Here is a 15,424-nt window from a genome sequence, read left to right as displayed (position 1 = left end):
GAAATGCGCCCAGGTAGTACTGACCGCCCCGGGAACGTGAAGCTTTGGGCCACGTTCCGGGGCGGCACTTGAGCAGCCCGCTCGGCTGCTCAAGTCCGGTCAGGGGCCGTCCCCCCTGACCGGAGTTCTTGGGTTCAGCTCTCGGCGGCGATCCGCGCGAGGCGCTGCGCCTCCTCCCGCGTGGAGCGGGCGATGGCGTCCTCGTCGGCGTGCAGCAGACGGCCGTTCTCGACGACCGGCCTGCCGTTGACGAGGGAGAGCGTGACCGGGGCCGCCGCGCCGAAGACGATGGCGGTCACCGGGTCGGCGATCGAGGAGTGCCCGATGCCGTCGATCTTCCACAGGACGAGGTCGGCGAGCTTGCCGGCCTCAAGGGAGCCGATCTGCGTGGCCCGGCCGAGGACCTGCGCGCCGCCGTACGTGCCGAGGCGCAGGGCCTGACGGGCGTTCAGGGCGGCCTCGCGATGGGCGCCGAGGCGGTTGATCAGCAGGGCGTTGCGCAGCTCGGTGTGGAGTTCGCCGGACTCGTTGGAGGCGGTGCCGTCGACGCCGAGGCCGACCGGGACGCCCGCCTTCAGCATGTCGGGGACGCGGGCGATACCGGCCGCGAGGCGCGCGTTGGACGACGGGCAGTGGGCGACGCCCGTGCCGGTGCGGGCGAACGCGGCGATGTCGGAGTCGTTCATGTGGACGCAGTGCGCCATCCACACGTCGTCACCGAGCCAGCCGGTCGACTCGAAGTAGTCGGTGGGGCCCATGCCGAACAGCTCGTGGCAGAACTTCTCCTCCTCGACCGTCTCGCTGCCGTGGGTATGCAGACGTACCCCCAGGCGGCGGGCCAACTCGGCGCCCTGCTTCATGAGTTCGGTCGACACCGAGAACGGTGAGCAGGGGGCCACGGCCACCTGCGTCATCGCGTCGAAGGAGGCGTCGTGGTGCTTCTTGACGGTCTCCTCGGTGGCGGCGAGCGCACCCTCCAGGGTCTCCACGGCGAAGTCCGGCGGCAGACCGCCGTCCTTCTCGCTGCGGTCCATCGAGCCACGGGCCAGGGTGAAGCGCACGCCCATCTCGGAGGCGGCGCGGATGATCGACCCGGAGAGGTCGCCGGAGCCCTTGGGGAAGACGTAGTGGTGGTCCATCGCGGTGGTGACACCGCCGCGGGCCATCATGCCGAGGGAGCCCTGGGCGGCCGCGTACGTCATCTGCTCGTCGATGCGCGCCCACGTCGGGTAGAGCGCCACCAGCCAGTTGAAGAGGTTGTGGTCGGTGGCCAGACCGCGGGTGATCCACTGGTAGAAGTGGTGGTGGGTGTTGACCAGGCCGGGCGTGGCGAGGTGGCCGGTGCCGTCGACACGGCGTACGACGTTCTCCAGGCCCTCGGGGGCCTTGCCCGCGCCAATGGACTCGATCTTGTTGCCCTTGACGACGATGTGGCCCGAGGCGTACTCGGTGTCCTCGGCGTCGACGGTCGCGATGGCGACGTTCTCGATGACGATGCGGTCTACGGCGCTGCTGTCGGGGGTTGCCGGTGCTGCCATGGTGCTTCCTTACTCTGTGAGTGGCGTGGGGGTCCCCCCTGCTCCTTATGAGCTTGGGGGAGGGCACGGCATGACCCTAGGAAGATTTGAGTGCCGCGGCCGCGTTGGCGCTGCCACGGGTGCCGAGATGGTGGAAGAACAGGTTGAGCGAGACCGCGACGAGCGCGCCGGCGCTGATGCCGGAGCCGAGCACGGTCTGCGCCCAGGCCGGGAAGTCCGCGTAGAAGGTGGGTGCGGCGAGCGGGATGATGCCCGCCCCGAGCGACACGGCCACGAGGACGATGTTGGAGCTGTCGTCCAGGCCCGCCTCGGAAAGCGTGCGGATGCCGCTGACCGCGATGGAGCCGAAGAGGACGATGCCGGCGCCGCCGAGGACCGGCATGGGGACCACGTTGACGACCGCGCCGAGCACGGGGAAGGCGCCGAGGACGATGAGCGCGGCGCCCGCGGCGGCGACGACGTAGCGGCTGCGGACCCGGGTCAGCGAGACGACCCCGACGTTCTGCGCGAAGGCGGAGGTCGGGAAGCCGCCGAAGACGGGGCCGACCAGGGTGGCGATGCCGTCGGTGCGCAGGCCGCGGGTGATGGTCCTCCCGTCGGTCCTGCGTTCGCAGATCTCGCCGAGGGCGAGCATGCCGGCCGCCGACTCGGTCATCAGGACCAGCATGACGATGCAGAGCGAGAGGATCGCGGCGGGCTGGAAGACGGGGGCGCCCGCCGCGAACGGCGTGGGCAGCGCGGCCAGCGGCGCCGACTGTACGGAGGTGAAGTCGGCGAGGCCGAACGGGATCGCGGCCAGGGTGCCGATGAACATGCCCGCCAGCAGGGCGACTTGCTTGAGGAAGCCGCGCCCGAAGCGCTGGAACATGAGGATGACGACGAGGGTGAACGCGGCGAGCGCGAGGTACTTCATGTCGCCGAAGTCCGGGTGGGTCTCGTCGCCACCTTGGGCCCACTTGACGGGGACGGGCATCAGCGTGACGCCGATGAGCGTGATGACGACGCCGGTGACCAGCGGCGGGAAGAAGCGCAGGAGCTTGCCGAAGAAGGGGCCGACCGCCAGGCAGAAGACGCCCGCGACCATCACCGCGCCGTAGATGGCCGGGAGTTGCTCGCCCTTGGCGTTGGTCTCGGCGATGGCGAGGATCGGCGCGATACCGGCGGAGGAGGCGGCGTTCACGAACGGCAGGCGGTTGCCGGCGAAGCCCTTGACGCCGAGCGTTTGCAGGAGGGTGGCGAGACCGGCGATGAGCAGCCCGGCGGCGATGAGCCGGGTCTGGGCCACGGTGTCCAGGCCGCAGGCCTGGCCGATGATGAGCGGAGGGGTGACGACACCCGCGTACATGGCGGCGATGTGCTGGAGCGCGGCGGGGACGAGCCGCGAGGGGTGGAGCTTCTCATCCACCGGGTGACAGTGGGGCGTTGACTCCCCGTCACCTACGGGTGGGGTGGAACATGGACCGTCTGCCGGCCCCTTTGCAGGCTGTGCCATTGCTGTTCCCTCCGGTGTGGCGCGCCCCCTCCCACTGCGGGGAGGAGGGGGCGCGCGTCCCGCGTCAGAGGTTGGTCATGTCGACCGGGATCTTCGGCTCGACGCCGTCCCGCAGGATGGTGGCCTCGATGAGGCCGTACGGGCGGTCGGCGGCGTAGTAGACGGCCCCGTCCTTGGCTTCGTTGTCGAGGCCGAAGGGCGTCAGGTCCTGACGGAAGTGGTGCTTGTTGGGCGCGGAGAAGCGGATCTCGTCGATCTCGCTGCGGTTGTTGATGACCCGCGAGCCCATCTGGTACAGCGTCTGCTGGAGGGAGAGCGAGTAGGTCTCCACGAAGGCGTGCAGGATGTGCTTCTTCGCCTGCTCGTAGCTGCGCTCCCAGCTCGGCATGCGCTGCTCGTCGCTGGTCCAGTTGTGCCGCCACCACGTGGACAGGGAGGTGGCGAGGATACGGTCGTAATCCTCTTGCAGCGTCGTGTACTTGTCCTTGATGTAACCCCAGAACTCGGAGTTCGTGGAGTTCATCACGGTGAGGTCCTTCAGGCCCGACAGGACCTCGAACTTCTGGCCGTCGTACGTGATCTGGGCGAGCCGCGTCTCCTGGCCCTTGCGGACGAAGGAGTGCTTGACCTCGTCGGCGCCGATGAACTTGGAGTTGCTGTCGGAGCCGCCGATGCGCTCCCAGGCGTACTCCTCGATGCGGATCCGTGCGCGGTGGATCGAGGGCTGGCTGTCCACGAAGTGCCGGGCGAGGTGGATGCCGTACTGCTCGGCGGAGTCGATGCCGTACTCCTTGGCGAACGCGAAGCAGGTGTTCTTCGTCGTGTCCGTCGGCAGGCAGTTGGCGTTCGAGCCGTTGTAGTGGACGTCGTCCAGGTCACCGGAGAGGGCGACGGAGACGTTCAGGTCCTTGATGTGATGGGTGTCGCCGTCCCGCGTGATCTTTACGACCCGGTTCTCAGCCTTGCCGTACTGGTTCTGTCCCAGAATGGTGGGCATGTCTGCTAGCTCCCTCGGTAAACGGAGTAGCCGAACGGGTTGAGCAGCAGCGGTACGTGGTAGTGCTCGCCCGGCGTGACGGCGAACGTGATCGCCACCTCCGGGAAGAACGCTCCGGTCGTGCCGCTGTCCCGATTCGCGGGGGCGTCCTGCTGCGCCTCGGCTTGCTGGTTGTTCTGCTTCTTCGGCTTCAGGAAGTACGCCTCGGTCTCGAAGTCGAGACGTACGTGGGTCACGCCTTCCGGCAGCGCCGGCAGGTCCTTGCAGCGCCCGTCCGCGTCGGTCGCGCTGCCACCGAGCGCCTCCCACCGCGCGTCCCGGCCGACGCGGGCCGAGAGGGAGATGGCGACGCCCTCCGCGGGGCGTCCGAGGCTGGTGTCCAGGATGTGCGTGGACACCGAGGCGGTGGTCTCCGTACTCATGCGCTCTCTTCCTCTTTCCACTCTTCGACGAGGCGGGTCAGGCGGATGCGGTTGATCTTGCCCAGTTCGGAGCGGACGATCTCGCGCTCCTGCTCGGGCGAGTTGCCGATCCGTTCCTTGACCGCGTCCCGCATCTGCTCGCCGGTGCGTCCGGTGGCGCAGATCAGGAAGACGTGGCCGAACTTCTCCTGGTAGGCCAGGTTCAGTTCGAGCATCTCGGCCTTCAGCTCCTCGGAGGCGCCCGCCATGCCCCGCTGCTCGCGGGACGAGGTCGGGTCCCCCGGCTTCGGGCGGCCGATCGGCGGGTGTCCCGCCATCGCCTCGGCCAGATCCTCCGCGGTCAGCTCGGCCATGGCGGCGTCGCTCGCGGCGAAGAGGTCCTCGACGGTGGCGTAGGGGCGCCGGGAGAGCAGCTTGCTTCCCCAGGCCGATGAGGCGCAGGCCTCGTGGAGCGCGGCGGCGGCCACGGGCTCCGTGGAGGCGTTGAACCGGGCGAGGCCCAGGGTCGTACTCGAAGTCACGGGTACCTCCGTGGCCTTGTGCGGGTCGGGCTGCGGATAGCTAACGCCAGCCGAAACACCACGTCAACACTTTGTTGAAAACTTCGAGTAACAAAGGCCGCCGTCCGGTTAACGGAAGGCGGCCTTCTTGCCGGATAGCGACCTTTTGGGAGGTCGGGCGGGGGCAGCTCCCGCCGCCGGGCCGGGGGCTCCCGCCTCGCGCTCAGGTCGAGCGGTTCAGGTAGTTGTACACCGTAAAGCGGCTGACGCCGAGGGCGGCGGCGACCGTCTCCACGCCGTGGCGGACCGAGAAGGCCCCTCTCGCCTCCAGTATCCGCACGACCTCCTGCTTGGCCTTGCGGTCCAGCTCGGCGAGCGGCCGGCCCTGCTTGCGCTCCAGGGCGAGCAGGATGTGGTCCAGGGAGTCGGCGAGCTGCGGCAGCCGTACGGCCACCACGTCCTCGCCCTCCCAGGCCAGGACCACGTCGTCGGTCCCCGCCTGGTCCGGCGGCATCAGCTCGCCACCCATGGCGTCCACCAGCGGCTTGACCGCGGTGACGAAGGGGTCGTCCCCGAAACTGGTCACTTATCCGCCTCCCCGGACCGCCGCGGCTCCCCCGGTTCGCCCGGTTCACCCGGCTCGGCCGGTTCACCCGGCTCGCCGAGCACGTTGACCTGGAGCGAGACCCTGGTGGCTCCCGCGCCCAGGGACTGGCGCAGCATCGCGTCGACGGCGGTCAGGACCGCGTCGACATCACCCTCGGCCGTATTGCCGAAAGGCCCTACGTCCACCGCGTCCAGCGGGGCCCCCTGGATGACCTCCCGGGCCACCAGCGCATGGGCCGGGGCCTCGTCGAGGTCGAAGGGTTCGGTCGTGAACTCCACTCTCAATCGCACGCGGCCAACCTACTGCCGGGGCGGGATTTTTCGGCAACCCCCTCTTGACAGCTTCCGCGAACCGCAGGCAGTCTTCCATCAAGCAGAAATGAACTTCCGCAATACGGAAGGAGCGCGGAAGCCCCATGGGATACTCCGACCAGCGCTTCAATGTGAACCTGTCGATCCTCTTCACCGAGCTGCCGCTCCTGGAGCGCCCCGCGGCCGCCGCGAAGGCCGGCTTCGGCGCGGTCGAGCTGTGGTGGCCCTGGGTCGACGCCCCCACCCCCGAGCAGTCCGAGCTGGACGCCCTGAAAAAGGCGATCGAGGACGCGGGCGTCCAGCTGGTGGGGCTGAACTTCTACGCGGGGCAGCTGCCGGGCCCCGACCGCGGCGCCCTGTCGATCCCCGGCGAGGAGAGCGAGAAGTTCCGCGCGAACCTCGCGGTGGCGGCGGACTTCGCCCAGTCGCTCGGTTGCAAGGCGCTCAACGCGCTGTACGGCAACCGTGTCGACGGCGTGGACCCGGCCGTCCAGGACGAACTCGCCCTGGAGAACCTGGTCTTGGCGGCCCGTGAGGCTTCTCGCGTGGGCGCGGTGCTGCTCATCGAGGCGCTCAACGCGCCTGAGTCTCCCAGGTGCCCCATCGTGAGCGCGCCTGCGGCTGTCGCCGTCGTGGACAAGGTGAACGCGGCCACCGGGCTCGGTAACGCCAAGTTCCTCATGGACCTGTACCACCTGTCCATGAACGGGGAGGACTTGCCCGCGGTCATCGAGCAGTACGCCTCGAAGACCGGGCATGTGCAGATCGCGGACAACCCCGGGCGGGGGGCGCCGGGGACGGGGACCCTGCCCCTGGAGGCTCTGCTCGACCAGCTTCGCGCCGCGGGTTACGAGGGTTGGGTCGGCCTGGAATACAAGGCCGGTGACCGGCCCAGCGAGGAGTCCTTCGGCTGGCTGCCGGGGCGGGACTAGGCGCCGCTTCGCGGCGAATCTCTCCCACCCACCCACCCGTTCACCCCGCGTCAACTCCTCTGCGCAGGAACGACGTAGTACCGCAGTCAGAAAGGCACCCTCATGAGCAACCTCGCTGATTCCTCCCGCCCTACCCGCCCGGCGATCGCGTGGATCGGACTCGGCATCATGGGCTCCCCCATGTCCGAGAACCTGATCAAGGCGGGTTACTCCGTCACCGGCTTCACCCTGGAGCAGGACAAGCTGGACCGGCTCTCGGCCGCCGGCGGCACCGCCGCGAAGTCCATCGCGGAGGCCGTCAAGGACGCCGACATCATCGTCACGATGGTGCCCGCCTCCCCGCAGGTCGAGGCCATCGCGTACGGCCCGGACGGCATCCTGGAGAACGCGCGGTCCGGCGCGCTGATCGTCGACATGTCGTCGATCACGCCGCAGACCTCCGTCGACCTGGCGAAGGCCGCCAAGGAGAAGGGCCTGCGCGTCCTGGACGCGCCGGTCTCCGGTGGCGAGGCGGGTGCCATCGAGGCCGTCCTCTCCATCATGGTCGGCGGTGACCAGGCCGACTTCGACGAGGCCAAGCCGCTCTTCGACGCCCTCGGCAAGACCATCGTGCTGTGCGGTCCGCACGGCTCGGGCCAGACCGTGAAGGCCGCCAACCAGCTCATCGTCGCCGTCAACATCCAGGCGTGCGCCGAGGCCGTGGTCTTCCTGGAGAAGTCCGGCGTGGACCTGACGGCCGCGCTCGACGTCCTGAACGGCGGACTGGCCGGCTCCACCGTGCTGGCCCGCAAGAAGGACAACTTCCTGAACCGGGACTTCAAGCCCGGCTTCCGGATCGACCTGCACCACAAGGACATGGGCATCGTCACCGACGCCGCCCGCAACGTGGGCGCCGCCCTGCCGGTCGGCGCGGTCGTCGCCCAGCTCGTCGCCTCCCTGCGCGCCCAGGGTGACGGCGGCCTCGACCACTCCGCCCTGCTGCGCTCCGTGGAGCGCCTGTCGGGCGCCGAGCTGTAACAGCTCCCCATGAACTTCCGGGCCGCGGCGGCGCTGACACCTGTCCTGTCGCGCCCAGGCGCCGCCGCGGCCCGGAACCACAACCTCAAATTCAACAAACTGTTGACGTAGCAGTTCAGGGCTCCTTACGCTCCGAGCACCTCAGCAGTCACAGCACGGAAGGTCACCATGTCGAAGCGCGTGCTTACGACCGAGTCCGGCGCCCCGGTCGCCGACAATCAGAACTCCGCCACCGCCGGCGTCGGTGGCCCGATCCTGCTTCAGGACCAGCACCTCCTGGAGAAGCTGGCCCGCTTCAACCGTGAGCGCATCCCGGAGCGCGTCGTGCACGCCCGCGGCTCGGGCGCCTACGGCTACTTCGAGGTGACGGACGACGTCACCGGCTTCACCCACGCCGACTTCCTCAGCGAACTCGGCAAGCGGACCGAGGTCTTCCTGCGCTTCTCGACCGTGGCGGACAACCTCGGCGGCGCGGACGCGGTCCGCGACCCGCGTGGCTTCGCGCTGAAGTTCTACACCGAAGAGGGCAACTACGACCTCGTCGGCAACAACACCCCAGTGTTCTTCATCAAGGACCCGATCAAGTTCCCCGACTTCATCCACTCCCAGAAGCGCGACCCCTTCACGGGCAAGCAGGAGCCGGACAACGTCTGGGACTTCTGGGCGCACGCCCCCGAGGCCACGCACCAGATCACCTGGCTGATGGGCGACCGCGGCATCCCCGCCTCGTACCGCCACATGAACGGCTACGGCTCGCACACCTACCAGTGGACGAACGCCAAGGGCGAGGCCTTCTTCGTCAAGTACCACTTCAAGACGAACCAGGGCATCCGCTCCCTCTCCAGCGAGCAGGCCGCCGAGATCGCGGGCAAGGACCCGAACTCGCACCAGACCGACCTGCTCCAGGCGATCGAGCGGGGGGTGAACCCCTCCTGGACGCTGCACGTGCAGATCATGCCCGCGTCCGAGGCGGCGGACTACCGCTTCAACCCGTTCGACCTCACCAAGGTGTGGCCGCACAAGGACTACCCGCTCCAGCGCGTCGGCCGCCTGGTCCTCGACCGCAACCCGGACAACGTCTTCGCCGAGGTCGAGCAGGCCGCGTTCTCCCCGAACAACTTCGTCCCCGGCATCGGCCCCTCGCCCGACAAGATGCTCCAGGGCCGCCTGTTCGCCTACGCGGACGCGCACCGCTACCGCCTGGGCGTCAACCACACCCAGCTCGCGGTGAACGCCCCCAAGGCGGCGAAGGCCGACAACTACGGCCGCGACGGCCTGATGGCGTCCAACGCGTACGGCCGCGACCGCAAGAACTACGAGCCCAACTCGTACGACGGCCCGGCCGAGACCGGCCAGCCGCTCTCCGCGCCGCTCGCGATCGCCGGTTACACGGGCACGCACGCGGCCCCGACGCACACCAAGGACGACGACTTCTTCCAGGCCGGTGAGCTGTACCGCCTGATGTCCGAGGACGAGAAGTCGCGCCTCGTGGCGAACATCGCCGGCGGCCTCTCGCAGGTCTCCCGCGACGACGTCATCGAGAAGAACCTCGCCCACTTCCACGCCGCCGACGCCGACTACGGCAAGCGCGTCGAGGAAGCCGTCCGCGCCCTGCGCGAGGACTGAGGCACAGTCACACCCCAAGCTGCGCCGGTGAGTCGACGGGAGGTCTGCTCACCGGCGCTGAGCCCGCGCCGCTGTCACGAACCCGGATGAGGGGTGGTACGTGACACAGGCGGGCGGGCACGGTCCGCGGCGGCTCTGCGAGCCAGTGCGGTGGTCAAGGTCCGGCGGATTCCTTCTCGACCTGAGGGAGGGGAACCCACGGCCCGTCGCACCCGCCGCGGCCCCAACCCCCTCGCGGGGCCCACGAACTCCGCCCGGCAGCACGTATGCATGTTTCGCCAGTCGCGCGCCGTCGGGCGGCAACAACTCCACACCAGCACGAGCACCAGCACCAGGCCGGAGCGCCGGGGTACGGACGGTCCCGTACCCCGGCGCTCTTTCGTGCCGCCTCAGCTGATCGCCTCGCCCAACTCCAGTCGCGCCAGCATCCGTTCGAGCCGCGCGGTGCGGGTGGCGGGGGTCTTCGCCGTCATCAGGCGGTGCATGACCACATAGCGCTCCGACTTGCTGAGGGCCTCGAACGTCTTGTGAGCCGCCGGGCTCGCGGCGAGCGCGGCGGCCAGGTCGTCCGGCACGGTGGCGTTGCGCTGCGACTCGTACGCCGCGTCCCAGCGTCCGTCGGAGCGCGCCAACGCCACCTCGGCGAGGCCGGGTTCGCGCATGCGGCCCTCGGCGGTCAGCTCCTCGATCCGGTCAACGTTCACCTTCGACCAGAGGCTGCGCGGACGGCGGGGGGTGATCTTCTGGAGGTAGTGGACGTCGTCGTACGCCTTCCGGTGGCCGGTGATCCAGCCGTAGCAGAGCGCCACGTCGTTGACCTCCGCGGCCGTCACCGAGGCCACCCCCGAGCCCTTCTTGGCGATCTTCACCCAGACTCCCGGGGTGTCGCCGTGGTGCTCGTCGAGCCAGTCCTCAAGACGGGACGCGTCGGCGCAGGTCATGACCTTCAGGCCAGCAAGTGAATCCATCCGGCCACGCTACGCGAACAGGTGTGCCCCGCAGGGAACAGCGAGAAGGGGCGGCCCGCCCTCTCGGGTGGACCGCCCCTTCTCGCTGTGGCGGTGCTGTCAGTCCTTCGGATGTGGCGGGTGCTGTCAGACCTTCAGCGGGCGGATCGCCGTCGGCGCGTGCCCCGGCTCCGTCGCCAGCTCCTCGAACTCCTTGACCGCGCTGATGTCCGCGGTCGGGCTCATCGAGATGTTCGTGATGCGCTCCAGGATCGCCTCGACGACCACCGGCACGCGGTGCTCGGCCGCGAGCTTCTTGGCCTGCTCGAAGGCCGGCAGTAGCTCATCGGGCTCGGTGACGCGGATCGCCTTGCAGCCGAGGCCCTCGGCGACCTTGACGTGATCGACGCCGTAGACGCCCAGCTCCGGGGAGTTCTGGTTCTCGAACTCCAGGTTGACCTGGAAGTTGATGTCCAGGCCGATCTGCGCCTGCCGGATCAGGCCCAGGTAGGCGTTGTTGACCAGGACGTGCACGTACGGGATGCGGTGCTGCGCGCCGACCGCCAGCTCCTCGATCATGAACTGGAAGTCGTAGTCACCGGAGAGGGCCACGACCGGCGTCTGCGGGTCGGCCTTCGCGGCGCCGAGCGCGGCCGGGATGGTCCAGCCGAGCGGGCCCGCCTGGCCGCAGTTGATCCAGTGCCGCGGCCTGTAGACGTGCAGCATCTGGGCGCCCGCGATCTGCGAGAGGCCGATCGTGGTGACGTACCGCGTCTCGGGGCCGAAGGCCTTGTTCATCTCCTCGTAGACGCGCTGCGGCTTCATCGGGACGTTGTCGAAGTGCGTACGGCGCTGGAGGGTCTCCTTGCGCTCCAGGTGGGAGGCCACCCACTCCGAGCGGTCGGGCAGCTTGCCCGCGGCCTTCAGCTCCTTCGCCACCTCGACGAACAGCTCCAGGGCCGCCTTCGCGTCCGACGCGATGCCGTAGTCCGGCGCGAAGATCTTGCCGATCTGCGTCGGCTCGATGTCGACGTGCACGAACTTGCGGCCCTGGGTGTAGACATCGAGCTTGTAGCCGGTGTGGCGGTTGGCCCAGCGGTTGCCGATGCCGAGGACGAAGTCCGACTCCAGGAACGTGGCGTTGCCGTAGCGGTGGCCGGTCTGCTGGCCGACCATGCCCGCGTTCAGGTCGTGGTCGTCGGGGATGGTGCCCCAGCCCATCAGGGTCGGCACGACGGGGGTGTTGGTGATCTCGGCGAACTCGACCAGGAGGTCGGAGGCGTCGGCGTTGATGATGCCGCCGCCCGCGACGATCAGCGGACGCTCGGAGGCGAGGAGGAAGCCGATCGCCTTCTCGATCTGGGCGCGGGTCGCGGACGGCTTGTAGACCGGCAGCGGCTCGTACGTCTCCGGGTCGAACTCGATCTCGGTCTGCTGGACGTCGATCGGCAGGTCGATGAGGACCGGGCCCGGGCGGCCCGAGCGCATCAAGTGGAACGCCTGCTGGAAGATGCCGGGGACCTGCGCGGCCTCCAGGACCGTGACGGCCATCTTGGCGACCGGCTTGGCGATCGTCGCGATGTCGACGGCCTGGAAGTCCTCCTTGTGGAGCAGGTGCGTCGGCGCCTGGCCCGTGATGCAGAGGATCGGGATCGAGTCACCGGTCGCGGAGTACAGACCCGTGATCATGTCGGTGCCCGCGGGCCCCGATGTGCCGATGCAGACGCCGATGTTGCCCGGGTCGGACCGGGTGTAGCCCTCGGCCATGTGCGAGGCGCCCTCGACGTGACGCGCGAGGGTGTGGTCGATGCCACCGCCCTCCTTGAGCGCCTTGTAGAAGGGGTTGATCGCGGCGCCCGGCACACCGAACGCGTTGACGACGCCTTCGCGCTTGAGGATCTCAACTGCCGCGCGGGCAGCGGTCATACGAGCCATGGGGTTCTCCTGCTTCGACAGCTTCGACAGCTTTTCGGCTGCCGGATACGGCTGGCGGATCCGGCTCCCGTCGCGCCCCGCGGTGAGCTTCTGTTTCCGCATTGTGGAAAGAATGTTCTGCTATATGGAAGCAATGTAAGGGGGTGCGCCGGACAGCGTCAAGGGACGGGCCAACTTGCCCTCGGCGGGCGCCGGTCGGGTGGAGGATGGCGGGAGACGGCGCGAGGGGCGACGGTCGCCCCGCTGAGCGCGATGGCACGGTGCGCGGCGGCGCGCGGGCAGGCGGTGGTGACGATGGCGGACGGCGGCGTCCCGGTCCGGTGCCCGGACTGTCTGCGCGAGCATCTGTACGCTCCCTCGCCCCTGCCCTGCGCGTGCGGCGCCCCCATGACCGCGCCGGTGGCCAGGGGCGCGCCCGCGACGCCGGTCACCGAGCGGAGCTGGGCGGACGAGTGGGTCACCGTCCGCTGCTGGGCCTGCGGCCACCAGGGCCAGTGGCCGCGGCCGGAACTGGACTGCGACTGCGGAGCCGTCCTGCGCGTCCCCGTCGTCCCGGCACCCGGGGCACCGGTCCCGGACAGGTCCACTGCGGCCCCGGGCACGGCAGCCGGCGACACGGCCGCCCGCCCCCGCCCCGCCTTCCGGCCGGTGACCATCCGTGACGCCCGCGACGCCGTGACCGTGGCCGCGCTGTATCTGCGGTGGCTCGGCTACCTCAACACGCGCAGCGCCGCCCGGCGCCCGCCGTCGGGGACACGGATCACCGCGCGCGGGATGCTGGCCCAGGTCGACCCCGGGCTGCGCCGCACCTGCCTGCGCGACATCGAGTGCCTGTGGCTCACCGCCGTGACCGGCACCGACGACACCCCCACCACCTGCGCCTTCTTCTCCCTCGCCGGATATACGGACGAGGCGCGCGCCCGCGCGGACGCGCTCGATGTGCCGCTCTTCATCCTGGACCTCACGGGCACGCCTCAGCCGGTCAACAGCGCGGCGGACGACCTCATCGCGAACGGAGCGTGAGGCGCAAGGCGGACCCTTTTCGAATTGGCACACATGTTCGAGCTGGGAGTACGCTGGTCCCATGGCACGGCACCAGCTCCAAGGGTCACTCTTCGATCTGAGCGACGACACGCACCTGCGCTCCCTGGACGGAATCCGCAGGACGGTGCTCGGCGACGGGGCGTGGATCGACCTCCTGCCGGGCTGGCTCGCGGGCGCCGACGCCCTGTTCGAACGCCTCGCCACGGACGTCCCGTGGCAGGCCGAGCGCCGCCAGATGTACGAGCGGGTCGTGGACGTACCCCGCCTGCTCGCCTTCTACCGCGCCGGTGAACCACTGCCCCACCCCGTACTCGACGAGGCACGCCGAGCGCTTTCCGCGCACTACGCCACCGAACTCGGCGAGGAGTTCACGACGGCCGGCCTGTGCCACTACCGCGACGGGCGCGACAGCGTGGCGTGGCACGGCGACCGCGTCGGCCGGGGCGACCGCGAGGACACGATGGTCGCCATCCTCTCCGTGGGAGCCCCTCGCGACCTGCTGCTGCGCCCGCGCCGAGGCGGTGCGACGGTCCGCAGGCCGCTCGGGCACGGCGACCTGATCGTGATGGGCGGCTCCTGCCAGCGGACCTGGGAACACGCGGTCCCCAAGTCGGCGCGGGCCACCGGCGGACGCATCAGCGTCCAGTTCCGCCCGCACGGAGTGCGCTGACGGGCCTCCCCCTCCTTCAGCGCTCGCCGCGAGGCCTCAGCGCTCGCCGCGGGCCCTCAGGTGCAGCACATGCCGTACGAGGGCCAGCGCGGCCAGCGCCGCGACGAGCCCGCAGACGCCGGGCCAGCCGAAGGCGCCGTAGGACCGCGCCCCGAGCCAGGAACCGATGCTTCCGCCGAGGTAGGCGCACGTCATGTACGCCGTGTTGAGCCGGGAGCGCGCCTCGTCGCTCAGCGCGAAGATCCGCACCTGGTTGGCGACCATCCCCGACTGCATCGCCACGTCCAGGAGCAGCGACCCCACCGCGAGCGCCGTGAGGCCCACGGCCCCGCCGAAGCCGCCGAGCAGGAGGACGGCCGCCGCCGCGAGCACCGCGAGGATCGTGACCAGATTGACCGCGTCGGGCCCCCGCCGGTCCACCTGCCGCCCCGCGAGCGGCGTACAGATCATGGTCCCGGCGTTGACCAGGGCCAGCAGGCCGACCGCCGAGGCGCCAAGGCCGTAGACGGGACCGGTCAGCACCAGCGCGACGCCCGTCCACAGCGCGGAGAACCCGCCGAAGAGCATGGCCTGATAGAAGCCGGACCGCCGCAGCTCCGGTTCGGTGCGCAGCAGGTGGAGGGTCGCGCCGAGCAACGCGGGGTAGCTCTGCCGGGAGGGCGCGGCAGCCTTCGGCAGCGCGCGGGACAGCACGAGCGCGAGGAGCAGGGCGAGGGCGGCCGTCGTGAGGTAGGGGGCGCGCCAGCCCAGCCACTCGCCGAGGCTCCCGCCGAAGGCGCGGGACAGCAGCATGCCGCCGATCGAGCCGCTGAGGAGGGTGCCGGTGACGGCGCCGCGCCGCCCCTTGGGCACCAGCCCCGCCGCCATGGGCGCCACGATCGGCGCGATCACGGTGGTGACGCCGACGAGGACGCTCGCGCCGATGAGCGGCACGAGCCCGGGTGCGAGGCCCCCGCCGAGCAGGCCGAGTCCGGTGAGCGAGAGCAGCGTGACGAGGAGGGGCCGGCAGGGGAGGCGGTCGCCGAGCGGTACGAGGAGGAAGATCCCGCCCGCGTAACCGAACTGGGTCGCCGTCACCACCAGCGTGGCGGTATCGGCCGACACGCCGAGGCCGTCGGCGACCAACGGACTGACGGCCTGCGGGAAGTAGACATTGCCGACCGCGACCCCGCACACGACGGCAAGCAACAGCACCATGCCACGACCGACTCCAGCCGACGCACTGTCCCCCACGCCCGGCCCCGCGCCCGTCCCCTCGGCCGTCCCCGCGCCCGGCTTCCCTCCGGGCCGTTCACCGCGGCCGGTCGTCGCTCTCTCGATCACCGGCCCACGATCCACGCCCGGACCACGGCGGCACAACCATTTTTCACCGGGCCATACTCACCC

At 70.0% G+C, this 15,424-nt stretch carries 15 protein-coding genes; 5 read left to right on the top strand and 10 right to left on the bottom strand.

Annotation, left to right across the window (positions count from 1 at the left end; all coding sequences use genetic code 11):
- Positions 1-134: 134 nt before the first annotated feature.
- The 7 genes from IG54_RS0105855 to IG54_RS0105825 all read right to left on the bottom strand — a co-directional run bounded on the left by IG54_RS0105855 (position 135) and on the right by IG54_RS0105825 (position 5,846).
- A complete protein-coding gene (locus IG54_RS0105855) occupies positions 135-1,538 on the bottom strand; it encodes an 8-oxoguanine deaminase (RefSeq protein WP_030778147.1) in 1,404 nt (467 codons plus the stop codon).
- A gap of 76 nt (positions 1,539-1,614) precedes the next feature.
- On the bottom strand, positions 1,615-3,030 hold the full coding sequence (locus IG54_RS0105850) for a nucleobase:cation symporter-2 family protein (protein WP_030778145.1): 1,416 nt from the start codon (positions 3,028-3,030) through the stop codon (positions 1,615-1,617).
- A 64-nt stretch (positions 3,031-3,094) separates the two neighbouring features.
- On the bottom strand, positions 3,095-4,027 hold the full coding sequence (gene pucL, locus IG54_RS0105845) for a factor-independent urate hydroxylase (RefSeq protein WP_030778141.1): 933 nt from the start codon (positions 4,025-4,027) through the stop codon (positions 3,095-3,097).
- Between the two features lie 5 nt (positions 4,028-4,032).
- Positions 4,033-4,449, bottom strand: a complete 417-nt coding sequence (gene uraH, locus IG54_RS0105840) for a hydroxyisourate hydrolase (protein WP_030778139.1) — start codon at positions 4,447-4,449, stop codon at positions 4,033-4,035.
- Positions 4,446-4,970 carry a 2-oxo-4-hydroxy-4-carboxy-5-ureidoimidazoline decarboxylase gene (gene uraD, locus IG54_RS0105835; RefSeq protein ID WP_030778137.1) on the bottom strand — a complete coding sequence of 175 codons (525 nt, stop codon included), beginning with the start codon at positions 4,968-4,970 and terminating at the stop codon, positions 4,446-4,448. The genes uraH and uraD overlap by 4 nt, the downstream gene beginning before the upstream one ends.
- A gap of 202 nt (positions 4,971-5,172) precedes the next feature.
- Positions 5,173-5,535, bottom strand: coding sequence for a helix-turn-helix domain-containing protein (locus IG54_RS0105830; RefSeq protein ID WP_030778135.1), 363 nt, complete (start codon positions 5,533-5,535; stop codon positions 5,173-5,175).
- On the bottom strand, positions 5,532-5,846 hold the full coding sequence (locus tag IG54_RS0105825) for a hypothetical protein (RefSeq protein WP_078593736.1): 315 nt from the start codon (positions 5,844-5,846) through the stop codon (positions 5,532-5,534). Before IG54_RS0105825 ends, IG54_RS0105830 begins: the two co-directional genes overlap by 4 nt.
- A 125-nt stretch (positions 5,847-5,971) precedes the next feature.
- Between IG54_RS0105825 and IG54_RS0105820 the strand changes: the two genes are divergently transcribed.
- The 3 genes from IG54_RS0105820 (at position 5,972) to IG54_RS0105810 (ending at position 9,442) form a co-directional block, all read left to right on the top strand.
- Positions 5,972-6,799: a TIM barrel protein gene (locus IG54_RS0105820; protein ID WP_030778131.1), complete on the top strand. Its 828-nt coding sequence runs from the start codon at positions 5,972-5,974 to the stop codon at positions 6,797-6,799.
- A gap of 102 nt (positions 6,800-6,901) precedes the next feature.
- Positions 6,902-7,816: a 2-hydroxy-3-oxopropionate reductase gene (locus IG54_RS0105815; RefSeq protein WP_030778129.1), complete on the top strand. Its 915-nt coding sequence runs from the start codon at positions 6,902-6,904 to the stop codon at positions 7,814-7,816.
- A 168-nt stretch (positions 7,817-7,984) separates the two neighbouring features.
- Positions 7,985-9,442, top strand: a complete 1,458-nt coding sequence (locus tag IG54_RS0105810) for a catalase (RefSeq protein ID WP_030778128.1) — start codon at positions 7,985-7,987, stop codon at positions 9,440-9,442.
- A 389-nt stretch (positions 9,443-9,831) separates the two neighbouring features.
- Here IG54_RS0105810 and IG54_RS0105805 read toward each other — a convergent pair whose 3' ends face one another.
- Complete coding sequence (locus IG54_RS0105805) at positions 9,832-10,410, bottom strand: YdeI/OmpD-associated family protein (RefSeq protein ID WP_030778126.1); 579 nt, start codon at positions 10,408-10,410, stop codon at positions 9,832-9,834.
- A 126-nt stretch (positions 10,411-10,536) separates the two neighbouring features.
- Positions 10,537-12,324 carry a glyoxylate carboligase gene (gene gcl / locus IG54_RS0105800; protein ID WP_106976949.1) on the bottom strand — a complete coding sequence of 596 codons (1,788 nt, stop codon included), beginning with the start codon at positions 12,322-12,324 and terminating at the stop codon, positions 10,537-10,539.
- 252 nt (positions 12,325-12,576) lie between these two features.
- Here gcl and IG54_RS0105790 point away from each other — a divergent pair, with 252 nt between their 5' ends.
- Together IG54_RS0105790 and IG54_RS0105785 are read left to right on the top strand one after the other, a co-directional pair.
- A complete protein-coding gene (locus IG54_RS0105790) occupies positions 12,577-13,347 on the top strand; it encodes a hypothetical protein (RefSeq protein ID WP_234336004.1) in 771 nt (256 codons plus the stop codon).
- 61 nt (positions 13,348-13,408) lie between these two features.
- Positions 13,409-14,038, top strand: a complete 630-nt coding sequence (locus IG54_RS0105785) for an alpha-ketoglutarate-dependent dioxygenase AlkB (protein WP_030778121.1) — start codon at positions 13,409-13,411, stop codon at positions 14,036-14,038.
- 36 nt (positions 14,039-14,074) lie between these two features.
- Here IG54_RS0105785 and IG54_RS0105780 read toward each other — a convergent pair whose 3' ends face one another.
- Positions 14,075-15,235 (bottom strand): MFS transporter, encoded by a 1,161-nt coding sequence (locus tag IG54_RS0105780; RefSeq protein ID WP_037896491.1) that lies wholly within the window; start codon positions 15,233-15,235, stop codon positions 14,075-14,077.
- Positions 15,236-15,424: the final 189 nt, after the last annotated feature.

Source organism: Streptomyces sp. NRRL S-920 (assembly GCF_000717945.1).
Lineage (GTDB): Bacteria > Actinomycetota > Actinomycetes > Streptomycetales > Streptomycetaceae > Streptomyces > Streptomyces alboniger.
This window is presented reverse-complemented; position numbering and strand designations above follow the sequence as displayed.